Source organism: Mycobacterium sp. 852014-50255_SCH5639931, from assembly GCF_001665605.1.
Classification (GTDB): Bacteria; Actinomycetota; Actinomycetes; order Mycobacteriales; family Mycobacteriaceae; genus Mycobacterium; species Mycobacterium paraffinicum.
In genome coordinates this window covers 70,454-95,261 of the sequence record NZ_LZSV01000029.1, presented here as the reverse complement: position 1 = coordinate 95,261, position 24,808 = coordinate 70,454, and the positions used below count along the sequence as shown (strand labels likewise).

Annotated in this window: 19 protein-coding genes and 2 tRNA genes; 15 read left to right on the top strand and 6 right to left on the bottom strand. The window is 62.7% G+C overall.

Going from position 1 to position 24,808, the window contains the following annotated elements; translation table 11 throughout:
- Positions 1–61 precede the first annotated feature (61 nt).
- From A5758_RS16945 to A5758_RS16930, 4 genes are all read left to right on the top strand, one after another.
- Entirely contained in the window at positions 62–925 is an 864-nt protein-coding gene (locus A5758_RS16945) for a hypothetical protein (protein WP_067742202.1), read from the top strand.
- The gene (locus tag A5758_RS16940) at positions 910–4,416 is read left to right on the top strand and encodes a DEAD/DEAH box helicase (protein WP_067742200.1); all 3,507 of its coding nucleotides are present in this window, start codon (positions 910–912) and stop codon (positions 4,414–4,416) included. The genes A5758_RS16945 and A5758_RS16940 overlap by 16 nt, the downstream gene beginning before the upstream one ends.
- Positions 4,417–4,630: 214 nt before the next feature.
- Positions 4,631–4,882, top strand: coding sequence for a type II toxin-antitoxin system ParD family antitoxin (locus A5758_RS16935; protein ID WP_067742199.1), 252 nt, complete (start codon positions 4,631–4,633; stop codon positions 4,880–4,882).
- Positions 4,879–5,175: a type II toxin-antitoxin system RelE/ParE family toxin gene (locus A5758_RS16930; protein ID WP_067742197.1), complete on the top strand. Its 297-nt coding sequence runs from the start codon at positions 4,879–4,881 to the stop codon at positions 5,173–5,175. The genes A5758_RS16935 and A5758_RS16930 overlap by 4 nt, the downstream gene beginning before the upstream one ends.
- A 281-nt stretch (positions 5,176–5,456) precedes the next feature.
- Here the strand turns inward: A5758_RS16930 and A5758_RS16925 are convergent, their stop codons facing one another.
- Entirely contained in the window at positions 5,457–6,533 is a 1,077-nt protein-coding gene (locus A5758_RS16925) for an IS110 family transposase (RefSeq protein WP_067742413.1), read from the bottom strand.
- An 874-nt stretch (positions 6,534–7,407) separates the two neighbouring features.
- Between A5758_RS16925 and A5758_RS25830 the strand changes: the two genes are divergently transcribed.
- Entirely contained in the window at positions 7,408–7,704 is a 297-nt protein-coding gene (locus A5758_RS25830) for a hypothetical protein (RefSeq protein WP_156622670.1), read from the top strand.
- A 1,481-nt stretch (positions 7,705–9,185) separates the two neighbouring features.
- The gene (locus A5758_RS16920; RefSeq protein WP_197503966.1) at positions 9,186–10,016 is read left to right on the top strand and encodes a chemotaxis protein; all 831 of its coding nucleotides are present in this window, start codon (positions 9,186–9,188) and stop codon (positions 10,014–10,016) included.
- Positions 10,017–10,620: 604 nt separating this feature from the next.
- On the opposite strand, the gene mobF is transcribed toward A5758_RS16920, so the two are convergent.
- Positions 10,621–14,220, bottom strand: a complete 3,600-nt coding sequence (mobF, locus tag A5758_RS16915) for a MobF family relaxase (RefSeq protein WP_082939734.1) — start codon at positions 14,218–14,220, stop codon at positions 10,621–10,623.
- A 1,468-nt stretch (positions 14,221–15,688) separates the two neighbouring features.
- Between mobF and A5758_RS26565 the strand changes: the two genes are divergently transcribed.
- The 5 genes from A5758_RS26565 to A5758_RS16895 all read left to right on the top strand — a co-directional run bounded on the left by A5758_RS26565 (position 15,689) and on the right by A5758_RS16895 (position 19,496).
- Positions 15,689–16,531, top strand: a complete 843-nt coding sequence (locus A5758_RS26565) for a helix-turn-helix domain-containing protein (RefSeq protein WP_082939733.1) — start codon at positions 15,689–15,691, stop codon at positions 16,529–16,531.
- A gap of 6 nt (positions 16,532–16,537) precedes the next feature.
- Positions 16,538–16,720 (top strand): helix-turn-helix domain-containing protein, encoded by a 183-nt coding sequence (locus tag A5758_RS16905; protein ID WP_231987340.1) that lies wholly within the window; start codon positions 16,538–16,540, stop codon positions 16,718–16,720.
- Positions 16,721–16,885: 165 nt separating this feature from the next.
- Complete coding sequence (locus tag A5758_RS26560; protein ID WP_082939732.1) at positions 16,886–17,131, top strand: helix-turn-helix domain-containing protein; 246 nt, start codon at positions 16,886–16,888, stop codon at positions 17,129–17,131.
- Between the two features lie 44 nt (positions 17,132–17,175).
- Positions 17,176–18,378, top strand: coding sequence for a site-specific integrase (locus A5758_RS16900; RefSeq protein ID WP_067742176.1), 1,203 nt, complete (start codon positions 17,176–17,178; stop codon positions 18,376–18,378).
- Positions 18,379–19,235: 857 nt separating this feature from the next.
- Positions 19,236–19,496: a hypothetical protein gene (locus A5758_RS16895; protein ID WP_082939730.1), complete on the top strand. Its 261-nt coding sequence runs from the start codon at positions 19,236–19,238 to the stop codon at positions 19,494–19,496.
- Positions 19,497–19,590: 94 nt separating this feature from the next.
- Here the strand turns inward: A5758_RS16895 and A5758_RS16890 are convergent, their stop codons facing one another.
- Entirely contained in the window at positions 19,591–20,127 is a 537-nt protein-coding gene (locus tag A5758_RS16890; RefSeq protein WP_067742170.1) for a hypothetical protein, read from the bottom strand.
- Between the two features lie 95 nt (positions 20,128–20,222).
- Here A5758_RS16890 and A5758_RS16885 point away from each other — a divergent pair, with 95 nt between their 5' ends.
- Positions 20,223–21,176 carry a trypsin-like peptidase domain-containing protein gene (locus A5758_RS16885; protein ID WP_067742167.1) on the top strand — a complete coding sequence of 318 codons (954 nt, stop codon included), beginning with the start codon at positions 20,223–20,225 and terminating at the stop codon, positions 21,174–21,176.
- A gap of 295 nt (positions 21,177–21,471) precedes the next feature.
- On the opposite strand, the gene A5758_RS16880 is transcribed toward A5758_RS16885, so the two are convergent.
- Positions 21,472–21,544 (bottom strand) — tRNA-Arg (locus A5758_RS16880).
- 43 nt (positions 21,545–21,587) lie between these two features.
- Positions 21,588–21,676 (bottom strand) — tRNA-Ser (locus A5758_RS16875).
- 84 nt (positions 21,677–21,760) lie between these two features.
- Between A5758_RS16875 and hisC the strand changes: the two genes are divergently transcribed.
- Together hisC and A5758_RS16865 are read left to right on the top strand one after the other, a co-directional pair.
- Positions 21,761–22,828, top strand: coding sequence for a histidinol-phosphate transaminase (gene hisC, locus A5758_RS16870; RefSeq protein WP_067742164.1), 1,068 nt, complete (start codon positions 21,761–21,763; stop codon positions 22,826–22,828).
- A gap of 11 nt (positions 22,829–22,839) precedes the next feature.
- Complete coding sequence (locus A5758_RS16865; protein ID WP_067742161.1) at positions 22,840–23,301, top strand: DUF4334 domain-containing protein; 462 nt, start codon at positions 22,840–22,842, stop codon at positions 23,299–23,301.
- Positions 23,302–23,357: 56 nt separating this feature from the next.
- On the opposite strand, the gene A5758_RS16860 is transcribed toward A5758_RS16865, so the two are convergent.
- Positions 23,358–23,942 carry a TIGR03086 family metal-binding protein gene (locus tag A5758_RS16860; RefSeq protein ID WP_197503965.1) on the bottom strand — a complete coding sequence of 195 codons (585 nt, stop codon included), beginning with the start codon at positions 23,940–23,942 and terminating at the stop codon, positions 23,358–23,360.
- Positions 23,943–23,965: 23 nt separating this feature from the next.
- Between A5758_RS16860 and A5758_RS16855 the strand changes: the two genes are divergently transcribed.
- Positions 23,966–24,790, top strand: a complete 825-nt coding sequence (locus A5758_RS16855) for a crotonase/enoyl-CoA hydratase family protein (RefSeq protein ID WP_067742155.1) — start codon at positions 23,966–23,968, stop codon at positions 24,788–24,790.
- Positions 24,791–24,808: the final 18 nt, after the last annotated feature.

Below are 24,808 nucleotides of genomic sequence, written 5' to 3'. Positions count from 1 at the left end.
TCTCTTCTCAAACTGCGTAGCATTCGCAGAAATCGCACGGCCAGAGGGGGAGGTAGGCCGCTTGACCGCAGAGGCTCCGCCGTCCCTGACGGCGGTTCTCGGGTTCATTGAGAGCACCAGCGCATTACCCGTTGATTACGCGGTGGGTGGCACGAAGCTGTCGGACGAACATCGTGAGTTTGCCGCCCAGCTCTTAGCCGACGACGCCATGCGCATTCGTTGTGGCGGATCTCCGCTCCTGCAGGCATGGAGGGCACGTCGGGACGGGGGCGCGCCTCTTAAGGCCTCGCGGAAGGCGGCCCTTGAATCCTACGTCGGAATCGGCTTCAAACTGCCTGGTGAAGAGGCAAATGCCGACCACGTTCAAGGTCATGTGGCCGAGCTATTCTGGGGCCGGGTGATGCAAGAACGAGGCGCGTGCCGCGACGGCCGCAAACTCATACGTGCTCATGCGGTGAAACCCGACCCTCTGGAACCTGGTGGCGACGGGTTAGTTATCTACACCCGTGAGTCCGGTGCCCAAGAGGATGAGCTCGTCTTCCGGCTTTGGGAGATCAAGAAGCATGACGCCAGTGGCAAAGTGTCCGTAACCATCCGACGTGCAAGCAGGCAGTTGAAATCTCGCGGTCACGAGTACCTTGCGAAACTTGCCGGGCCAGAGACCATCGCCGAGGAGGGTGCGCTCGGTGACCTATATGCCAACGTTGTCGAACTCTGGTTCGACCGCAGCGACCGCTCTGGCGTTGGCGTGTCGGTGGGCACGTCATCGGAGAAGGCGCCGAGCGACCCCAGTTCATTCGGATCTCTCACGAAAGAGTTTCCCGAGTACTCCGGAGCCGGGCAGCGTGAGGGACTCGTGGTAGCCATTCCGAACTTCCCGGCTTTTGCAGACAGGGTGAAGGAAATCCTGTGGAGCGGGCTCTAGACCTCGGGCTGCTGACCGATGCGCTCGGCGGTCGAACGAACCTTCCGACCGCCGAAGAGTTGCAGCAGCTAATGGCCGATGTGGAGGTACAGCTTCTACTGCGAAGATCTGCAATCTCGCAGCCTCTGTTGGCCACGGCCTGGTACCTGCACGGCGTGGCTTCGGTGAGTGAGGCGCGACGTCGTTATACCTTGGCGAGGCAGCGCCAAGCATTTCTGGTGAGCGCCCACATATTCGACCTCGCGCTCAACGACCAGAGTTTAGATGTCAAGGACCGTCTATCTTTCGGTTTTGCCGCCGCAATTGGGTATCGCCGCGGCGGTCGTGACCCAAATGCAACAGCCATAATGAATCGATTACGTGGCGACATCCGTGTGGACATTCCAGTACTTGATCATGTCGATACACTCGCCGTCGAGGCTGGTCTGGCTTTTCTAGGATTCGAAACTCGAACTCTTTTCGGCTGGCTCGGCATTTGGCGTAGACAACTGGCTGAGTTAGCTCGCGGCTCAGGTCTCCCTGATTTGACGACTACTATCTTCGGCACCACTCATATGGTGGTACTGGGCATCGAAGACTTGCTGACATATTTTGCGCGAGGCCGCACAACGAGACTAGAGGGTGGCAATTCGCGATTGTTGGCAGCCGCCACTGGGCAGGCTGGCCCCGGGGATCTCAATGCGCGCTGGGTGGCAGCCCATTTACTAAACCTATCGGGCGAGGCTGTGGCTGGCTCATTGTGGAATCCACTAATCTTGCCGCCGACAATATCCGAGCTCGTTCGGCAGGCCTTTACCGTTGGTAACCCGCCGGTGTTGACGTTGTGGGAGCCTCAGCGTGAACTGCTTACGGGCCAACCTTCACCGCTCGATCCTGACGTTCGAAGGATGGTTCTGGCGGTTCCTACCAGTGGCGGCAAGACGTTGCTCGCACAAATATTGGCGGTAGCACACTTAGCGAATCAAGATTCCAGCGTCTGCTACGTCACGCCCACGCGGAGCCTGGGCAGGGAAGTGCGTCGGGCCATGAGCAGTCGGGTACGAATCCTTCAGAAAGAGGCCGGGTCGGAACAAGCTGACTTTCCGAGTGTTTGGGACTTCTTCGAGATTGACACCGACCCGCCTGACGTCGAGGTGATGACACCGGAACGGCTTGGTCACATGCTACGGCATAATCCAGGAGACGTCGTTGACCGATTTGGAATGTTCATTATTGACGAAGCTCAGCTTCTCAAAGAAGCGCGACGGGGGTTCCTTCTTGAATCGGTCATTTCTCTGCTTCAAATTTTGACTCGCGACCGTGATCATAAGATCATCCTGATTTCGGCCGCGATGGGTAATGTCGGCGGCATCGCACAATGGCTATCGGCAGATCGAACGCCGCTGAGGCATGAATCTGATTGGCGCGGACCAAGACGCTTGCATGCTGCCTTTACCACGAAGGCACATTGGCACAGTACGGTCACGGAGAAGACAAAGGGAACGATCTGGAAATTCCGCCACATAACCGAAGTCAGCGGGGAGATCCGACTGCGCATGGCGGATGGCCAAACAGTATCGCTGGTGACGGGGGACGAGATAGATTGGCGAATCGTCCGTAAATCCAAAGATGGAAATTCGCGAAAGAAAAACCTGCCGACTGACACCACCTTGTCAACTAAGCAATATGAAATTGCAAGCGACATGATTACCGCTCTCGGTCACGCCGGTTCCGTTCTCGTTGTCACATCAACTCGACCGCAAGCCCAACTGCTCGCTCGGGGCATTGCTGGAAAGTTAGACGGAGAGTTACCTGCCCTTACGCCCCTCATAGATTTCGTGCGGGAACAGATCGGCGACGAGCATCCCCTCGTTGCTGTTTTGCGTCGTGGCGTCGGCTTTCACCACGCGCGGCTGCCTATCGAAGTACTTGAGGCGCTCGAGGAAGCAGCCCGAAACGACGTGCTTCCTTATCTGACGTGCACTTCGACGCTTACGGAGGGAGTCAATCTTCCAGTGCGAACAGTGGTCGTGTACGACCAACCATTCCCTGGCCAGCCAGAGGACACCCGTCTTCGCGGAGCAAGGCTGGTAAACGCGATGGGCCGAGCAGGGCGCGCCGGTAGGGAGACCGAAGGTTGGATCGTGCTTGTTCGTGGAGCGGAGCCGAAAGAGGAAGACTTCGAGCTTCTGAACCCTGACGCCCACGCTTTGGCGATCACTTCGGCGCTTCTCACCGACAGTGCGCTTGAGGCGTTTGCCGACCTGGAAACGCGCATCCGAGATGATGAGGATGCGGTGTTTACAGCAGATGAAATTGCTTCAGACTTCGTCGGATTTGTTTGGAACTACCTCGCGGTCGGCGAGTCCGTCGACATCGACCCTGACAACCTCGATCTTGAGCAACTCGTTGACTCAACGCTCGCTGCGTCTCAATCGGAAACGTCGCGGGCTTCGTGCATTCGAATCGCTGAAGCGGTGCGCGGTTCCTACGAACGCAGCGATCCCGAGGCGCGTCGGCGATGGCCGCGTACAGGGACATCTGTCGGCTCTGCTCGCACCATCGACGGTCTAGCAAGCCGTCTCGCGAACACCATTGCACGGCAAGAGGCCGATGGCACCTTGCCTGACGTCGGCGATCCGTACGTCGCAGTGAGGATTCCACGAATACTTGATGCGCTGCTTGCGCTGCCCGAAGCTCCCCTCTGGCGGTTCCTCTCGAGCGCGAAGGGCCAGGAGGTGGAGGTCTTGCCTGTCGACCTCCTTACAGACTGGCTGTCGGGAGTGTCCCTGTCAGAAATGGCAGAACAGCGTCTCGCTGCGGCCAACCCTGCCGCGTGGCGGATCGAGCAAATGGTTGGAGCCGCAACGGAACAGTTCGAGCATTACTTGTCCTGGACTGTCGGTTCCTTAGTGGAGTACGTCAACGCTCGCTTGGAAGAACAGCACGTAGTTGCTCGCTTCTGTCCCGAGTTAGGCAGGTATATCCGATACGGCGTTGATTCTCCGTCGTCGCTCATATTGATGAGTTCAGGAATCAGGTCCCGAAGGTTGGCACATGTTGTTGCGGCGCACCTTCCCGCAGACACATCAGCGACTCGCGAAGATATCCGCTCGTCGTTAGCTGAGTCGGGGATTCCGAGTTGGCGTGAGACCTACGCGGTCTCAGCCTCAGAAGCACTAGATCTTCTGGAATTCACAAGAGTCCGAAGCCGGAGCCTCCTCAAAGCACTTCTCGAGACCGGTTCCACGTCAGTCGAGTTGGTCGACGTCACTTGGGCGCTTCCGGGCACAGACCATCCCCTGACCCTCGAAAGTGCTCGCGACGAACCTGTGCCCGCACCCCTCTGCGTCTACGCGGGCGACGACATGGTCGCGCAGGTCGCCGCGCAGGACCACGCGGACGTTCAATCCATTCTCGATACTGGACTGGAATTGGCCCTGCACCTCCTGACAGCAACGTCACCGATATCCCTCCAGGTAACCCTCGCGGCGCCCGAGGCAGAACAGTGAAGGGTTGGCGTTTGGCCTTCTGAATAATCGGCTGCGATCCGTTCCTCGGTGGTGTCCTCTGCGAGCACCCGGTAGACGGTCGCCTTGCTCACGCCCAGCGTTGCTGCGATAGTTCTGGCTGAAGTCGAAAGCAGCTTTGGCCCAACGGATGCACGCCAGCGGGAGCGCACAGCCATGTGGTTAGGACTGTACCAATAGTTGGTACAGTGAGTTCGTGGGTAAGAACACGTCCTTCAGTCTCGATGAGCATTACAGCGCCTTCATCGACGGCGAGATTGCCGCGGGCCGCTATCGGTCGGCCAGTGACGTCATCCGCTCCGCATTGCGGCTGCTTGAAGACCGCGAAACCCAGCTGCGGGCACTGCGCGATGCCCTCGAGGCAGGCGAACGCAGCGGCAGTTCGACACCGTTCGACTTCGACGCCTTCCTCGATCGCAAGCGGGCTCAGGTACCGCATGGCCAGTGAAAGGCCGATACCTTCTCTCACCTGCCGCGCAAGCAGATCTTGAACAAATCTGGGACTACACCCACGACCGTTGGGGTGTTGACCAGGCCGAGGACTACTTGCGCGAACTTCAACGCGCCATCAACCGCATCGCGGCAAACCCGCGGATCGGCCGAGCCTGCGACGAGATCCGCCCCGGCTACCGCAAGCTCGCCGCTGGTTCACACACGCTGTTCTACCGGGTGGCCGCCGAGGACGTCATCGACGTCGTGCGCATCCTGCACCAACGTATGGACGTCGACCGCCACCTCTGACTTTCTACGTCAATACCGCCAGACCCAAGCGCGCGAAGCAGGAACTGAGACGTCCCGATTGCCCAGATTCGAGACAATCAGCCACCGCGTGTCGATATATGCAGAACAGTGCCGAGCGGGTAACGCTCAAATTCCCGTTGCCGAGTTGTATCCGAGAGCCTGTTCACGTTCAGATTTGGTTATCGGGCAACGATCCTTTAGCAGGGGCCAGATGTCGGTCCTGAGCACCCGTCGTAGATCGGCATGTTGGTCCTCCTCCGGGCGGTCGTCAGCTCCTGTAGTCACTCCACCAAGTTATCGCCTGTCTCTACAGACGCTGCTGTCGCGCGGGCTTTCGTGTCGGTGAGGAGGGCGCGGTACACCGTACGGCACAGTTGCCGTTTCAAACAGCGGAGGGCTTGTCGGTGGGTGTCGCCGTCAGCGATGCGGCGACGGTAGTAGTGTTCGCCGCGGCCGCCGTGTCGAATTTGGATCATGGCGATGGTGTGCAAGGCGCGGTTGAGCTGGCGGTTACCGGACCGTGTCGCGCGGATATGGACGGGTGTTCCACCTGACCAGTGGGGGATCGGCGCCACCCCGGCATAGCGAGCGTATTTCGCTTCGTTGGCGAAGCGGCTGACGTCGGCTGTCTCGCCGATGATCTTCGCGGCCATCAATGGTCCACAACCATCAATGCCGACAAGTGCCGAAGCCCCGCACTGAACGGCGTCTTTAATGCGTTTCTCGAGACTGTTGATATGGTCGCTCGCTCTAGCGATTTGGGTGAGATCGGTGCGGATTAGCTCGGCCAGGAGACCGGTGTGCGACTGGAGTAAAGCTTGTGCGACGCGTCGATGGTTGGCGTAGCGCAGGACCAGTCGAGTCGACGAGTGCTCCGGCGCCAGCTCGTGCAGGCGGCTGAGTACGCGGTTAGTGATTGCCGTCCTGGTGGTGAGCAGGGTGTCGCGGTAGTCAACGAGTAGTTTCACGTCCCGCGTGTAAGCGTCGTGGCGGGCGGTAGGTAGGTCGGGTTCACGAAGCACAGCGCGGGCCACCGCGAGAGCATCGATAGCGTCTGACTTTCCGACGGTGCGTGCTGAGGCACGTTGGCGGGCAGTCAGTTTGGGCGGGACGCGGACCACGGATTCACCGGCCTCGAGCAGCTCTGCTTCGAGTAGTCCGGAGAGGCCGCGCACATCTTCAACACCCCATAGTCGGCTTCCAGGGCAAGTCGTACGAGCCCAGCGGAGCGCCAACTGATGACCGGCGGTAGTCGCTCGCACTGATTTCGTTGCGAGCTTGCGGCCCGTGCAATCCACAGCAACAAACGTGTGATTGTGTTTATGCACATCCACACCGATCACATAATTGACCGTCATTGCCACCCTACTTTTGGATAGCGTGACAGGCACCCGGTGTCGACAATATGGGTACGAGTCAACCGTTGTGGCGACAAAACTCTCATTGGTCAGATCGCCGGGTGCATTGCCTTTGGTTTTGCTTCGCTGGACAAGCGCGCCGCCCTGCGGTCCTCATCACGTTCGGCATGAACCTTTTAAGCCACTACGGACACAACATCACTTAGCCAAAACGTTGACGGGAACGTAATAACGGTACGGCTGCTCCCGGTGGCACGCAACAGGAATGCGTGTCAACCTTGCGGTGGCGCAATGCTGGCATTGAGAGGTCCGGCATCTCGGAGGCGCTAACCGCCAAAACACCGCGAATTTCGGTAATTATTGCGCTAATCTAGCGGTTCGGTCTGTTCAGGACTCGGCGTTAGCCTCATGAACCGCTAAGTTAGCGGCTAATTTAGCGGTTTTGGTTCAGCACTATTGATTCAAATCGCGTGCGGCGCAAGGTCACCCGCTGTGCTTACCATTAGCAGATAGGCACAGACTGGATTGGACGCAGTGATTGATGAGCGAATCCGTGTGGTCGAAAGAGGCACCACCGTCAGCAATATTGCCGCCAACGCCGGCGGGTGGACCACACCCGCAGTGGTTGGGCCCTCTAGGCCCGGCGGAGCGTCTGAGGGAGGGGAGGCCTAACCATGCAGGCTCAGCGTTACGAATCTTGGTGACGGTAGGGGTGGCGGCAGCGGTCGGGTCGGCGGTGACCTATCTGATCACTGGCGGTTATGCGCCTCCTCCCGCGGCGCCACAGACGGTAGCCGTGTCGCCGTCACCGGCTCCGACAACACCGCAATTCAGCTCGACCGGCGTAGCCGGAGCGAAGGAGAATTTGTGCCACGTGTTCGACGTGTCGGTGCGCGGTCAAGAAGGCCAAGGAGGAGTCCGGGTCGCTGGCGGCGGGGTCAATACGCCAATGGTGCTGCGGGCGCTCAATAGTGCCTCAGCCGTACAGAACGCGCTTGTTCCGGCAGTCCCGCCCGACGTCGCCCCGGTAGCTCGCAAATACATCGCCACAACCCTGGACCAGACAACGGCCGCCCTGGGCAACACGCCCACCAGCGAAGTGAACCGATTGACAGATATCCGCAACGACGCAATCAATGCGCTTGTTGATGTGTGTGGATTGCCGAGGTAGCCGCAATGGCGTCAGTGGTAGGCCCCGGGTCCAATGGCGAGGTTCCAGAGTGGTGGGCGGAGCGTAATAACAAGCAAGCCGAACGACTGTTGAAGCTGTTCAACGGGGCGAAGCCGTTTGAGAAGACGGGGACACCGTCGCTGCCCCATGTTAGTGGTGGCGATCACCCCAAGCCGCAGGGCCTATTCGTCAATTTTTTGTTCCAACCTCTTGTGTGGCCGGTGGACTCTGAAACACGCATTGACAACGACGCTGACACGCTTCTGGATGAGTCAAAGTTGTTCGAGGACAACGGGATAGACGCTTTGCAAGCCTCGAACGGGGTCTTTGATGGCGGTTCCTGGGTGGGTAAGAGCGCGGACGCTGCTCGTGCGGCCTACAGCGAGGCGGCGACGCTCAAGTTCCACCAGGCAGACATCAGCAAGGTTGCTTCCGATTTGTTCAAGCGGGCATCCGCCGACGTCGCGAGGACTAAGAAGCGAATGTTCGAGGAGAACGAAGCAGCGCATAAGGAGGCCGGGGCGTTTCTGCGCAGCGGCTCGGGCCAATCGCTCGCGCAGGTGGCGGTGATCCTCGGTACGCATCGGACGATGATCCAGGGTTACTCATCTGATCTCCAAGACTTCGCCACGCAATACACGACTCAATTCACCAGTCGCTTCGCGGAAAGCCCCGGCGGCGGGCCGAAAGTCAAACGAGCAGGGCGAACAGCGGATCATTCCCCCGATGGGGCTGATGCAGCGCCCCCCGGGGACCCAACTTCTGGGACGACCGGGGTAGCGGCAGATCACTCCCCAAGCGGAGACAAGATCCCCCTTGTACCAGGCGGCCGTACAGTTGCACATTCCCCGGAGGACAGCCCTACTTTGGTGCCGCATAACCCGTTGACCCAGTTGATGGGCGGCGGTTTGCCAACTTTGCCGAACATGCCTGGCGGGGGATCGGGTGGAGGGCTTCCGATGGGCCCGCTGCAGGGGCTGATGGGGAGTTGCGGGGGTTTCCCCAGAGGTATGGCCCCGCCTACGGGTGTGCCTGGGCTGCAAGGGTCTCCGATGCCATCGCTCGGGATGGATTTCGGGCGCGGCCTAGCGGCGGGTGCATCGGCGGCTGGTACCGTTTCGCCGGTTATACAGGCTCCGATGACGGCGTTAGCGGCACCGATAGAGACTGCGCCGACGTCGGCGGTGCCGGCGGCTGCTCCGGTAGCTGCCACGCTCCCAGCTGCTGCACCGGCAGCGTCACCTGCGCCGGGTATGCCGGCGGGTGATTTGACTCCGTACGGTTCGATGCTTCCTCCGCAGGGCACGTCGGCGGCTCCGTCGGTGGGTTCGGCGCCGCCCGCGCCGTCGATTCCTACTGAGGCCGGCAGCGGGTCATCAGGGTCGGGTCCGGGGACGGGGTTGATGCCGGTGGCGGGTCGGCGTGACGCCGCGGGCGCGGTGCGCCGGGATTTGGCTGAGTCGGATTTGGAGCTGGCGAAGATGGCGGTGGCCGAGCTCGCCGGCGCCGCGAGCGTGACCGATCCGGGTCTGGATTGGGCTGTGGCTGTTGGCCGTAACACCTCAGGGATGCCCACGCTGTGGGTGGCCACGAACGACGGTGCCACTTACATCCCGCCAGGTGTGTTCTTGCGTAAGACGATGCCTATAGCTGGCGGACATACCGCGGAGTTTGATACCCGCTGGTTCGGCTGGGTTAATCCCGCCGATAAGGCGGCGCGGGCGGCGCGTGCATGCGGAGACAAGGTCAGCGCGGTGGCTACAACGTGGGCATGGCCGTCTGAATTTTTGGAAGAGCACCCGGTGGTCACCGAAGTTGCTACGGGTGTGAAACCCGTTGATTTGAAGGATAATCCAGCAGCAGAACTGTTGGCTTCACGGGCGCATCGCTTGCAGACCGTCGATGCGGCGCTGTACGCGGATTTGGTGGCAGCCGATGAATCGATGGTCCGCGATTATTGCCGAGAACTCACCCGCCAGTTGGTGTTCGGCGTCCCGGGTGAAGAGTTGTCACCGGTCGCTCAGTCGGTGGCGCATGCATTGGTAGCGCAGCGGTGGCCCAAGCCTCAGGAGTGGGCGTTGCTGGGCGAAGAACACGAGGACGCGCTGGTGATGATGGTGGCGCAGCGGCCGGGGTTGAACGGCGTGGAAAACCCTGACCAGGTCGTCAGCTATACGAGGGAGTTTGTGAAGTGCCGCCGGTTGGAGGCGCTGATGTGCTGGGAACTATACGGCGCGGACCTGCTCAACGTCGTGTACGCGGCCTGGACTGCCGGAGTCCGCGCGCCGCTGAAGGACCCGGTGCTGCGGTGACAGATGATCTCCCCGCTAAGGTGGCCCAGCTGCTAGGCGAGCCGCACCCCCCAGACGTAAGACTAGGGCCAAGGAGGATTCGGCGCACTGATGCACCGATCGGCCTCGCCTTGACTGTGTTCGGTATGGCAAGAGACTTGGTGACTAAAGCGAATCATGCTGAAGCAGTGAGTGATTGGGAGCAGCGACAAGCTCGACTGGGGGAGATGCAGGACGTCTTAAGCTCAGGTGTAGTTAACGACGCATGTCGAGAGGCGATACGGGCCGAAGTTGAAAGCTTACGCATGCAGGGGCGTGCTCGATGGGAACGCACGGAGACACTGTGCTACGCGCTTGCGGCCCTGACCAGGAAGGTAAAAGCGATCGTAGACAGTTGCAGGGAACGTCTGGCCGCGATCCGAGCGGCAACAATAACAACACTTTCCGCAAATGACTGTACTGTCCAGCGCCCCATCATGGTGACAAAGCCTGACGACCCTATCCTTGCCGATTCCAGAGCAGCGTGTGAGCAGATCGACGCCGAGACACGGCGCGTCTTAGAGCTGCACGAGCGTACTGCCGCGATGTCAGTGGCTGACGTTTATACCCTGGTCTTACAACAGAATTAGAGCCCTAGCCCGTAGCCGCGGTCTTTGTTGCGTGCCCGTGCCCGATCGCGGTGAGCGATGGTGTCGAGTCGCTCTTCGAAGCGTCGCATGTCTTGGAAGTGATCGAGCAGAGCGTCGCGCCGGTTCAGGAGTTCGCGCGCTGCGTGGTATTCCGGTCCGGTGATGTCGGGTGCGGCGGCCAGGTGGTGATCGGCGCACTCGATGGTGGTGCACGGGCGCTGGTGGTCGGGATCGGGGGTGCCCAGGTGGTGGGCCCAGGGCAGCATCTGGTCGAGCGCGGCGGTCAGGGTGTGAGCGGGCTGGCGGTGATCCGGGATGGTGATCAGGAGCAATTTTGTGTTGGTGGCCGCGGCGTTTTCGGCGAGCCACTGCAGCTGGTGGGGGGCCAGGTGGTCGGCGTCGTCGACGATCACCAAATTGCCCCGGGGGAACTGGCCGCCCTGGGAGATCCTTGCGCGTATGTTGGCGATGGCTTTGTCGGTCTCGGGAGGGGCTATGTCGGCGTAGCGGTAGGAGCTGACGTAGGCGTGGGCTTGTGGTGTGGCAGGCAGGGCGACCACAGCCCGGTGGTCGCGGTGAGCAGCGGCGGTAACCGCCGCTAGTGCTGCGACCTTATCGGCCCCTGGGTACAGGTGTAGCGATTGCACAGCCTGCAGGTTGCGGGCGATGGCAGTGACCGCGTGACGGTGGGCCTCGTCGAGGTGATCAAGGGTATTGACCGGGATGGGGTAGCCGGTGGCGGGCGCAGACCGGCGGCCGGCGACGTCGAGGAAGTCGATTTCGTTGCGCAGGGCGGGCAGGTCAGCGGCCAGGTCACGTGCGGCTGCATATGAGCGATGGTTGGCACGTAATCGGGCACGAACACGATCGCGTTTGTTAAGCAGCGATCGCACCGCCGCTGGCTGCCGGCTGCGGTCGGTGGCAGCCGCAGCCTGCATCATGGTATGGGAGCGCTCGTCGCGGCCGAGGATGGCGCGCAGCCTCGCGGCAGCGTCGCGGCTGGTGCCGCGCTGGGCGGCATGCACGCCGTGGTCCTCGGCGAGCTGGGCGTGTTCGTGGTCGGCTTCGCCTGCAGCTTTTTCATACAGGTAGACGTGATTTGCGTCGCGGCCGCGGGTCAGCGCGACGTAGGCCAGGTTGCGGGTGGCGCGATCACTGAGGATGGCATGCCCGGTGCCGGCGGTCAGCGCATCGCCGGCGGTGGCTCCTTGGGAGGCGTGCACGGTCACGGCGTAGCCGTAGTGAACGTGCTCAGCTAGGTAGTCGCCGGTGAACATGGCGCGGGCCCCATCGGTGAGGCGCCGGGCGGCGATGCGGTGGTTGTCGGGGTCAATTTTGTAGACGCGCCAGCGGTGCCCGTTGCGCACCGGCTCAGCCATTTTGGCGTGGTCGGTGGCGTCAACGACGGGCACGGTGGGGTCGTTGTGGCGCGAAATAATGACATCACCGACGCCGATGCGGTGGCCGCGCGCGGCGGTCACGGTAGGCGCTTCTGGAGCCACGGTGTGGTGGTGGATGCGGGTGTTGAGGGCATCGCAGACTTCCCACTTGTCGGTCATCAATAGGGCGTCGTTGCCGGCGTCCAGATCAGCTTGATAGGTCGTTAATGCGTCGTGGGCCATGGTCAGTGCGTCGCCGCTGTGGAGGCGGTCGTGGGTGCGATACCACTCGACCGCGCGGCGCAGTGGCTTGGGGCCTCCGTTGCGCACGGCCAGCGATGCGGTGCGTTCGTCGGGGTCGCGCATGCGCCACACTTCGGACAGCTTCTGCGCCCACGGGAGATCGTCCACGAGTTGGGCGAACATGCCTCCGCGGGCCTTGACCGGGGCCAGCTGATGCGCGTCGCCGACGAGCACGGTCTTGGCGCCGGCCGCGGTCGTCGCGGCGAGTAATTGGTGGAGGTCGGGGGTGCCGACCATGCCGGCTTCATCGACGACAACCAGAGTGTCGGCGTCGAGGCGCAGCGCTCCGGCGTGCAGATCTTTGACGGCTTTGGCCACCGTGTGGCCGATGTCGCCGGCACCTTCGCGCACGGCCACATCGACAGCTTTTCCGGTCGGCGCCAGCACCAGCACCCGGGTTTTTCCGGCGCGATGCGTAGCAGCGCGTAGCGCTTTGAGCGAGGTGGTTTTCCCGGCGCCGGCCGGCGCGGACAGGGGTTGAATCAACCATGGTGAGGTCGCTATCGCGGTGATCGCGCGTGCTTGATTCACCGATAAACCGGCGGTGTTGAGGGCCGCCTGGTCGAGCACAGCGCGCTCATCGCGGGACCCCATAAGGTCGAGGATGGCGGCCTCTTCGGCGATCACCGCGGCGGTGGTGAACCGTTCATGGCCTTCGCGTTCATGGGCCTGACGCGGGGCGCTGATACGGATGCCGATTCGCTCGGCGATGCCCTCGATCAGATACCGCGGGGGAATCGCGCTGACGTCGACCTCCGACGGGGCGTCTTCGATCGATGGCGGGAGCCGGGCGCCGATCGCCTCCACCAAATCGGCGCGAGTGAACGCGGCTTTGTCGATGCCGGCCGCGGCCTGGCGCGCCAACGCGTGCCCGTCGAACCGAGTCGAAGTGCGCTCGCGCCGCGCCGCCAGTTGGGCGGTTTCCTCGACGACAAAACCGCGGCGATCGTTGGCCCACAAGTGTTTTAACTCAGCCCACGGCAGGTGCTCAGGCTTGGCCGGGCGGGTCGCTTTTTGTCCGGCCGCCAACTGCGCCGCCGTCGCGCCGACCTGTTCGTCGACGACCAAATTCTGCTCCGCCCAGGCCCGCAGTTGGGTGGCGCGCTGCGACCACGCCTTGATCGTGTCGCGACCGACGCCGGCGACTTCAGCCATCCCGGTATGGGGGTCGATCGGCCCCCACTCCAAGCCCACCGACTGCAGCAGATGGTGGCGCAACGTGGTCTGATAAATGATGCCGGCGGCTTTGGCTTCATGGTGCAACGATTTCGAGTCGATCGACACCAACGCACCGTCGCTGCGGGCCTGGGTGTTGGGCAACAACACGTGGGTGTGCAGGTGCGGATCACCCGCGCGTGACGTCTCGTGTTGGTAGGCCGCCATCACCAGGCCGGGCAGGCGCACGAGGTCTTTGTGGCCCGTGTCCGGGTTGTGCACTCGGGTGTAGCCGGCGTGGTCATACAGGTACTGCAGCGCTTCACGTACCGCGTTGTTGTGGGCCTCGACCACCGCCTTGGACACCACCTCATCCCCGCCCACAGCGCGCAGCAGCGAGACACTTTTCGGGGCGCAAAACGTCAAATCGAAGCCGTGTGTTGAGCGGGCAGTAAACGCCCGTCCCCGGGCCCCGTTGGGGGCGATTCCCTCATCGAGCCAGCGCGCCACCAGGTCCATATCGGCGGGTCCGCTGGCGCGGTCGGCGGCGCTCAAACCGACTAGAAAGGCTACCTTTTCGGCATCACCGGCCTCCCCCACGCACACCCAAACTGGGGCGCGGGTTTCCCCTTCGGAGTAGTACTCGGCCAGCCCCCCGCCGGCTCGTTGACGGTCGGTGGATGCCGAGATCGCTGCGCGCGCAGTGTCGTTGTAGTAGCGCACCGAATGCCGCTTCATCGGCGCCGAAATCGTGAGCAACTACCGACCACCTGTCCACGGCGACCGACCCCTCAAGCCGGGGACGGTGTGGCGCACCGAAGGTTCGCCACACCCCATGCTTGCACCCCTTGTGCCAATGTGCCACGGTCAAAGTCAGGCAATCGACGTGAATTGCTATGTGGTGTAGGCGATGTCGCTGGGGTGGTTATCGATGAAGGACAAAGCGACGAGAATAATCGAGAAAACGGTTGTGGGGCAAGCATGGTAAGAAAAGAGGCCGAGGGCCAAGGATGAGTGTCAGTGTGGGTGCGCAAGGGGTGCGGCAAGAAGGACGCGCCCGAGCGCCTAGCCGCGGCACCGGCCATCGCACTGCTAACCGCCCGCGCGGGCCGGGCACGGGCGCAACGAGCTTGACGACATCAGCCGGTGAAGGCGGGCAGCGTGGTCGCCTCGGCGGGACGCAATGATGTATCGCCAGCGCCCGCAGCCGCGGACCTTCTGCGTCGGTTGCCTTAAAAGGGCTGTGGGCCGCTCTGGGTCGGGGATGACACGTCACATCGTGGCTGCATAGCCTCCTGCGGCCAGGTTCGGGTGACGATCCAGGACAGCACCGCAAGCGGCACGGGATCACGCTCCACCAGTAGCCGCAGCATTGCCTGCTCCATCTTCGGAAGACTACCGATTCGGTGTCCGCCGATGAGCACACCATTGGCGAGGAACACGGCGCAGCACCATTGGATGGACCGGCTGTTGGAACCGGACGAGAAAACGCCGGTGGTGAGCAAGTGGCGCAGCGTGGCGACCGGCCGGAACCACCACAAGAAGCGGGGAGTTAACCGGGCTGGTACGGCCTCCAAGGGTAGCTGTCGGGTCGGTGGTGGCGTCGCGCTGGCGTGCGGTGGCGGCCGCGATGGGTTGCGGTGTGCTAGTTCGTTAGCGGCGCCCGGTGCGGGCGTTGTGGATCGTGGCGTCGAGGGCGGCAGTTTCGGCGGCGGCCGCGCTGCAGCGGCGCGCGCTTTGTTGGGCCAGGCGCGCAAATGCCCGTGCAGCCCACGCGTGGCCAGAACCACCCAGGGCGGTGCTTTGTGCTGTCGGCGCGGGCATGCTCTCTACGGTCGGTGGTGTGTGCGGCGCGGCGTGCTTGTTGGGCGAGCACCTAGGCGGCCTCCCGAGCGATGTCGGCAGAGTTTCTGCAGCGGGTATGGCGATGTCGGGAGAGGTGCGGGCTTGGTCGTCATGGTTGGCCACGATCTATTTCCCGCGATCGTTGACACAGTGGACAACCGCTGGGCACTGCTCTGTTTCCCCATTTTTCAACGCGTTTCCGTCAAACACGGTAATTCTGCTCGGAACCGCGCGAAATACAGTGAAAAGATCGGGACTGACTGTGGCGCAGCGCAATCACGCCTTCTAGCGTGCTTGGTATGGAACGGTGCATGAGGGCCAGGCGCGGGAAGGAGTCCTCTGGGACTAGCCCGTACATGCGATCATCGGCCCTAGGCTCGGGATGAGCTGGAGTGCGCTTGCCTGGGCGACCGACTCGGATGTCGGTTCCTCGGCGGCGAAGTTCATCCTCATCCTGTTAGCGAACAAGGCGGACGAGAACTACTCGTGCTACCCGTCAATTCGCACCCTGATGACCGAATCCAACGCCGGCAGAAGTACTGTTCTGCGTGCACTCAAAGATTTGGAAACGCGTGGCTTCATCAGCCGGCGTCCGCAATTCCACGACTCCGGAGCGCGACGCTCGACCCGCTACTACCTGAATCACCCACTTGCACCACACGTTTCGCCTAGGCCCGATCCGGGACCGCCCCGTCCCGATTTGGGACCCCCCCGTCCCGATCCGAGACGGGCACCGTCCCGCAACGAAACGGGGACGGTGTCACAGCGGCACCCCCCGGGGGTCTCACAACGGGACCCCTTGAACCCATCAAATGAATTCCCCTCCGAACCGAGCGGTACTACCGATCGAATTTTGGCGGCGGTGACCGAGGCATGGAAGCTGAGTACTCGGGAGGCCCGCAGTCTCCTCCCCGGCGTCGAGTCAGCACTAGCGCATGGATGGCCAGCGGCGGAGCTCACCCAGTACCTGGTCCAAAACACCTCAGGGGCACGTGATCCGGTGCGGGTACTCGCCCGGCGGCTGGCCGATTTTGCCGCGTTGCGCGACCCACGTCGGGCGACCGTGCCGTGGTGTGGTCACTGCGAGGACACACAGTCTCGCACGATCACAGTCACAAACCCCGACGGGAGCGAAGTCGCCCAGTTCTGCCCACGGTGCAGCCCACAAGTCCACAGGGCCCGTCCATCCGGACGCGCATCCCTGCAACCAATGGAAAGGTGGTGAATCACCTTGGAGAACAACGTGTTCAATGATCTCCCCCTGCTCCTTGCGGTGCCCCGCGCGGCGCAGCTGCTGGGAATCAGCCGTGCCGCAGCGTACCGCCTTGTGGCCTCCGGCGAGCTGCCAGTGCGCCGGCTCGGCGGTCGCGTCTACGTTGTGACATCGGGCCTGCGTGAGCTGGTTGCATCCTGAAAGCCACGGCGCATCAACGCGGCTCGACCAAGCCGCGCTGAAACGTGGGAGACGATCTCTGTGGCACACCGATATCGGGCACAAAATCGTTTCCACGACCGATGCGTAACGGATCACCGCATCCGATGATGAGACTAAGCAGCCGCCGTGAGACAAGGAGAAACGATGACGGGCGGAAGTGATACGAACATTGAGAGTTTGAATACCCGATCGGTAGCCGAAAGCCCGCCGACCCGAGTTGGTCTGCTCTTGACGATTCCGGAAGCGGCGGCAGCGTTGCGGATCAGTCGGTCGTCGATTTATCGGTTGTTCGACTCCGGAGAACTGTCTTGGGTGCTGGTTTGCGGCAAACGGCGAGTCAGTAAGGCTGAGATCAATCGATTCATCGCAGCGCACACAGATGTTGCGTAGTGACCATCTACGCGGTTCTGTCCTGATTATGCGGTGTGTGAGCGATGGTTGAGCGCCGCCAACTGCCTTCGCAGATCAAACGCATCGAACTGGCCCGCCGCGCTGGCGGACGGCCCGTCGTCCGCTACCAGCTCACCGTCGATGTCGGCATTGTCGACGGGAAGCGGAAGCAGTTGCGCAAGCGCTATGCAACCGAACGGGACGCGCGTGACGCGCTCGACGAGATCCGCGGCGAAGTGGCTAAGGGTACCTACGTGCATCCCTCCGCCCTCACGGTGGAGGAAGCGTGCGCGAACTGGCTGATGTCACGGCATGGCATCAAGCCCAAGACCAAGTCAGGGTATGACGGGGTGCTCGCGCCTGTACGCGCAGAACTAGGTCATCTGCCGGTGCAGAAGCTCACCCGCCGCGACGTCAATGAGCTTGTAACACGGCTGCGCGACGGACAGGTGGACCGCGCCGACAGCACCAAGCGGCGACCTTGGAGCGCTCGTTCCTGCAACTACTTGCTCGGCACACTGTCACAGGTGCTCGATCAGCTCGTAAACGACGGGACATTGGTCCGCAACGTCGTGGCTCACGTCGACAGGGTGGCTGGCAAGCCGAAGAAGTTCGCCACCTACACACCCATGCAAGTGGAGCGCGTGCTACGAGCGATCCGAGAAGACCGCAACCGCCACGCCTGGCATCTGGCATTATCCGGGCTGCGTCGCGGCGAGATCGGCGGCCTGCGTTGGACCAACATCGATTTCAAGGCCAAGACGTTAAGCATTGGCCCGACCCGAATCAGTGTTGACGGCAAGGCCGTCGAGCAGGATGACGCTAAATCGGAGGACTCCCACCGCGTACTTCCGATCCCAGACCCACTGCTGGTCGAGTTAAAGGGGGCGAAGAAACGGCAGGCCTCCGAAAAGCTGACACTCGGCACCGCCTACGCCGACCTTGGTTACGTGGTCTGCAACGAAGCCGGGCAGCCGTATCACCCCGACACGCTGTCCAAGATGTGGGCCAACGCCGTCGCCGCGGCCGGTGTGCCCCGCATCCGGTTGCACGACGCACGGCATACCTGCGGCACCACGATGCATCTGCAAGGCGTCCCGGCGGCTGTGATCGCCGCCTGGCTCGGCCACGCCGACGTGGCGTTCACGATGCGAACCTATGTGCACTCGCAGCCCAACGCGCTGGCCGACGGCGCGCAGAGTTTGGCAAGAGTTGTGACAATCCGTGACAACTCAGCCGGCGCCTGATAACACGGCAACCTATTTAGGCTGGTGGAATGCGCCCGAAGAGATTCGAACGCGCAACCTTCGGATCGGTGGGCAGCCCAGCAGTGTTCATGAACTTCGACACTGTCCATCGCGTGTCTGTGCAGGCCCGACCGCCTTGCTTGCAGCCAGCGGTTCTCGTTCAGATGGTCTGCTCATGTCTGTCGCTGTACCTGGCGGTGGGGTGTCTAATTCTCAGTGAGTTGTGACGCTGGCGTGACACGCCGGGGTTTGCGATGCGATGCAAAAAAGCCACGGTCGCTGATCCACCTCCTTCTATAGCTAAGTTAAACGTCAGCGTAGGAGGTCATTAGCTGGCCGGATAAGTTTGTCGCCTTCCGCAGAGCGCCACGACGCAGACAAGCTCGGCTTATCTTTATCCACAGGAGGAGGGCCAGCTATCCACAAGTTTGCCGCCTGTTACTAACAGTGATGTAATTCGACAGCTTTCAAGTTGCGCATCGGAGACCTAGACTTGCTCTGAGAGCACCGAAGCCCTGGACTTCCTCCAGGGTGTGGAGGCCGCACCAGGGCCGGCGTCTAGATGGCAACCTAGAGCACCGACTGTAGCGCATCTCCTGCGTAGTGCTCGCTCAATGGGCAACGCGCCCGTAGGAGGTGTGCCGTCATGGCACGGAGAGTGAACAGAAGCGCGATCACAGGGCGCTTCGTGAGTAAGAAGACAGCCAGTCGTAATCCGAAGACGACAACGACCGAAGCAGTGGGTCGGGGTACATCGAACCAGACCACGGTCAACCGGTCCGCGGCGACTGGCCGATTCGTTAAGGAATCGACGGCTAAACGCCATCCCGACACGACGATCTCGCAGCGGGTGTGACATGGCGACATTCGAATGGAACCCCGACTGGGAAGACGAACTGAAACGTCAACTTCAACCGAGAATGCAGAAGTTCGCTGACGATCACCAGTCAGCAATGGATGCGTTGTTTGAACGCCTCGCAGGGCGGTCGGTCTCTGAAATCACGCCCGAAGTGGAGCGTGAGATCGCTAGTTGGGGCGTGTCGATGTCCGATGGCGCAGTAGCGAGAATCGCGACCGCTATCAGCGACCGTGAGCGAGTCATCCTTAGGGCGGGTTAGCAGCAACGGGTAAAGCGCCCTCGGCGATCGGTGCGCCGGGCGCGCTCTCATCTCACGATTCATGGCAGACCCGAGGGTTCGCGCTAGACCCGCATCATAGCTTCGGCGGCTTGTTGCCCCGCCACTGCCGAGGCTCGTCTGAGAGATCCTCGCGGCGGTGCCAGGTGACCTCGACCTGGTCGCTTCCGCCCATGTGACTAGTGCCGAAAAAGTCGACCGAACTGCGGCCGTCGATGCGATCAACGGACTTAGGCCGTTGAACGCCCCCACCCTCGATGCGTACGCCGAACTTGGTGGTGTTGGTGATGTTCCAGACGTCAAACAAAGAGCCTTCGCGGAACCTGATCTCCCAGGGGACACCCTCAGCCTCCTCGGCCTGGTCCTCGACCAGCCGGTTCTGCGCCTCGAGGGCATCAGCTGACCGCTGGGCCGCCTCGGCCGCTTGGCGCTGCCAGGCTGCGGCCTCCTCGGCCGCCTTGGTTGCCCGGCCAGCATACTGTTCGGCCCTGGCCTCGTGCTTCTCGGCAGCGCCCTTGGACGCCGAGGCCCGCTTCGCCTGCACAACCGCCACAGCCGCGGAGACTGTCGCCGCAACAAAGCTGCCCAGGCTGATCCAATTCGCCGCGTTCACACCGCAGAGCGTAGAGCGTTGACCGGCCGCTATAGCGCCTCAACCGATCACTGTGTGTACGAGTCGCGCACGTGAGCACCCTTAGACTCGCACCGGTGACCGACAGTCCCGAGCAAAAGTTTCACCTCGCCGAGGTCGTAACCAACGGTGCTCAACCCTCGGGGACGACATTCACCGTCTCGCCCCTGAATGTCGGTTTTGCGCAGGCCGGGACCGCGCCGGTGAACGTCAACAACTGGGAGATTTTCGACGGCTCGTTGCTCGCCGTCTGCTTCAAGTACGGCGACATGTTCGTAGTCGAGGGAACAGCAGTCATGATCGGCATGGGGCTTGCGTTGTCGGCCAAGCATGTCTTCACCGATCACTTGCAGGCCCTGATCGGTGGCGAGGCGGTGCTGTACTGCTTCGGTGTGCGCCCCGGCGGCTTAGCCGACATTTGGGAGTGCTACGCAGCGAGCTCGGATAGCAGCGGCGCCGGGGACCTGCAGCTCTTGTGTCTCAAGCTGGTGTCGAAATTCGACAATGGCCGCAGTTTCAAAGTGATGCCTCTCGTCACTCGAGTTCCGCCACCCGGCGAAATGGTCAGCGTGGTGGGCTTTCGATTCGACGAGTTCATCCCGGCGGAGACGCTCGAGGACCCCGTGAAGTTGGGCGGCATGATGTACGTATCGAAGGGGTCTGCAGGAGAACTCAGCTACCCAATTCACGATTCTGTCCTCGCGCCGTTTCCGACGCTCGAGGTCTTCAGCGGCTCACTCGGCGGGATGAGTGGCGGCGCAGTGCTCGACATCAATAACAACCTGCTCGGCATCACGTCACTGGGATTGGACTCCAACGACAACCAAGGGCCAACCTTGGCGGCCTGGTGGATGACCGCAGTCTTTTGGCGAACCCAGCTCGCCTGGCCGCCCGACGTCTACCCCGACCCGACCGCGATTCTCTGGGATCTGCCGACTGTAACCATCCTTGGTCGGGAATACGTGCAGCTGCTCGACGAGCCGAACTTCAACCTGACGGCCTGGGAAGCAACTTCAGGAACTCAAAGCTGATGTGCTGCCGAGGGCTACGGCGCAGGTAATGACCTAGCAGTCTTCTTGGACACCCGCGGCCACCACGTTGATCGGTGCCGACGATAGCGCGACAATCGCAGCGCGCTACGACTCTTGGATCGGGTCCATGTTGGCGTGGGAGGTTGGACCCCGCAGCGCGGCCAGCGCGAACCTATGTGCACTCGCAGTGCAACGCGCTGGCGGGCGGCGCGCAGAGTTTGACACGAGTTGTGACAATCCGTGACAACTCAGCCAGCGCCTGATAACACGGCAACCTATTTACGCTGGTAGTGAGCGCGCCCGAAGAGATTCGAACTCCCAACCTTCTGATCCGTAGTCAGATGCTCTATCCGTTGAGCTACGGGCGCCCGTGTTCGGTTGTCTTGCGTCGTGTTCCTCGAAAAGACCTAGCGGAGGCGAGAGGATTTGAACCTCCGGTCCCCTTTGAGGGGGACAACTCATTAGCAGTGAGCCCCATTCGGCCGCTCTGGCACGCCTCCCTTGGACTGTTTGAGGGTACCCGACCCCTTTCCGGTCTCGCGGAACCGGCCATAGCGTACACATCCGCGACATAAACTGTCGAAGTGACCGCTCGCCTGCGTCCCGAACTGGCCGGACTGCCAGTCTATGTGCCCGGCAAGAACGTACCGGGCTCGATCAAGCTGGCCAGCAACGAGACCGTGTACGGCCCCCTGCCCAGCGTGCGGGCGGCGATCGAGCGCGCCGTTGCCGTCGTCAACCGCTATCCGGACAACGCCAGCGTGGACCTCAAGGCGGCGTTGGCCATGCACCTTGGCTCCAATGTGGCACCGGAGCACATCGCGGTCGGCAGCGGTTCGGTCACCTTGTGCCAGCAGCTGGTGCAGATCACCGCATCCGCCGGCGACGAGGTAGTGACGGGCTGGCGCAGCTTCGAGTGCTACCTGCCCATCGTCCAGGTTTCCGGCGCGACCGCGGTCAAAGTGCCGTTGACCGACTACACGCATGACCTCGACGCCATGCTCGCCGCGATCACCGACCGCACCCGGCTGATCTTCGTCTGCAACCCGAACAATCCGACGTCCACGGTGGTCGATCCGGACGCCTTGGCCCGGTTCATCGAGGCCGTCCCGCCGCACATCCTGATCGCCATCGACGAGGCCTACGTCGAATACATCCGCGACGGCATGCTGCCCAACAGCTTGGAGCTCGCGCTATCCCGCAGCAACGTCGTTGTGCTGCGGACCTTTTCGAAGGCGTACGGCCTGGCGGGCTTGCGAGTCGGTTATGCGATCGGCCACCCCGACCTCATCACCGCGCTGGACAAGGTGGTCATGCCGTTCGCCGTGACGAACGTCGCGCAGGCGGCCGCCATCGCGTCGCTGGAGGCATCCCACGAACTGGCGGCCCGCACCGACGCTCTGGTGGCCGAGCGCACCCGGGTCGGCGTCGGGTTACGCGACGCCGGGTTCACCCTGCCGCCCTCACAGGCCAACTTCGTCTGGCTGCCGCTGGGTGCACACACCGCGGACTTCACCGAGCAGGCCGCCGACGCGCGGCTGATCGTGCGACCGTTCGCCGGCGAGGGGGTGCGAATCACCATCGGTGCGGTGGAGGAGAATGACGCTCTGTTGCACTTCGCTCGCGAGTGGATTTCCCGCACCGAAACGTAAGGAGTGGTCCGTTGGACTTGGCGCGCAAACTGTTCACCGAGTTCAAGGAACGCGGCGGCGACATTCCCGACAGCGAGCTCGACGACTTCTGGGCCGGCCTCGAACCCGCGACGATCGAGGGAATGCTCGGCGAGTGGAAGGGCGGCGAGTTCCGCACCGGCCACAGGATGAACGGCCAGCTGGAGAAGGCGGGCTGGTTCGGCAAGACCTTCTCCTCCGCCCGCGACGTGCAGCCGCTGGTCTGCCTCGACGCCGACGGCAACAAGTTCTCGAACAAGGAGATGGGCAAGGGCGAGGCCAGCCTCTGGCTTGAAGAGTTCCGCGGGGAGGTCACCGCGACGATGGTCTACGACGGCCAGCCCGTGCACGACCATTTCAAGAAGATTGACGACGACGCCGTGATGGGCATCATGAACGGCAAGGGCGTCCGGGATAACGGCCGGTACTACTACTTCTACCTCGAACGGGTCTAGCGCTCAGCGCTCGAGTGTTTGCGGCTTGACGCACACTCGGCCCGCAAAGCGACGGGTCAGCGGGCCGGGTTGCGGCCGGTGAACGCGACCAATTGCTCGAGCGCGCCGGCATCCTCGGGCACGTCCACCGGATCGTCGAACCCGGCACCGCCCCGCAGCTCCGGCCTGATGACCTTGCGGGCCAGCCCCAACACGTACTCGGACAGCGGTTCGGGCGCGTTGGTCTCGTGTCCAACGGCGGCGGCGTAATCCCAAGCGTGGACCAGGAATTCGATCGACAGGACGGCGCACGCACTTTTGGCGGGCATCTCGCCCTTGCCGAACGGCACGGACCCGTCCAGGCCGTGGCGGTGCCAGGCGTCCAACGCGGGCCGGGCGGCGGCGACCACCTGGCGTTCGACCGAATCGCCTTGGTCGCGCTCCGGGATCTCCGCGCCGACCATGCCGCCCAGCGCCGTGATCGAGTTCAGCAGGTGATCGGTCAGCTGCGCGACGTCGAACTCCGCACACGGGGTCTGCCGCGACAGATCGTCGGCCGCGATGGTGTGCAGCACCCGCTGCAACACCCCGAGCGTGTCCTCGGCGCTGTGCAGTTCGTCGGTGGGCGGCGAATGAGGGCCGGGCCGCAAATCAGGAGCCATATTTGCCACGCTACGGTCTCGATATGGCGCAAGCATACGAATCCGTCACGGTGGAAACGAAAGATCACGTCGCCCAGGTGACGCTGATCGGGCCGGGCAAGGGCAACGCGATGGGCCCCGCGTTCTGGTCGGAGATGCCGGAGCTGTTCGCGGCGCTGGACGCCGACCCCGAGGTGCGGGCCATCGTCATCACCGGTTCGGGCAGGAACTTCAGCTACGGCCTGGACGTGCCCGCGATGGGTGGATCTTTCACCCCGCTGCTGTCCGGTGACGCGCTGGCCGGCCCCCGCGCGGTGTTCCACCGCGAGGTCAAACGCATGCAGGGCGCCATCACCGCCGTCGCGGACTGCCGGACCCCGACCATCGCCGCGGTGCACGGCTGGTGCATCGGCGGGGGCGTCGACCTCATCTCCGCGGTCGACATCCGCTACGCCAGCGCCGACGCCAAGTTCTCGGTGCGCGAGGTCAAGCTCGCCATCGTCGCCGACGTCGGCAGCCTGGCCCGCCTGCCATACATCCTGAACGACGGCCACCTGCGGGAACTGGCGCTGACCGGGAAAGACATCGACGCGGCCCGGGCCGAGAAGATCGGCCTGGTCAACGACGTGTACGCCGACGCCGACGCCACGCTGGCCGCCGCACACGCCACCGCGGCCGAGATCGCCGCCAACCCGCCGCTGGCCGTGCACGGCATCAAGGACGTCCTCGACCAGCAGCGCATCGCCGCGGTCTCGGAGAGCCTGCGCTACGTCGCCGCCTGGAACGCCGCCTTCCTGCCCTCGAAGGACCTGACCGAGGGCATCGCGGCGACATTCGAGAAGCGCCCTCCGCGGTTCACCGGGGAGTGATCCGGCGCCACGTACCCT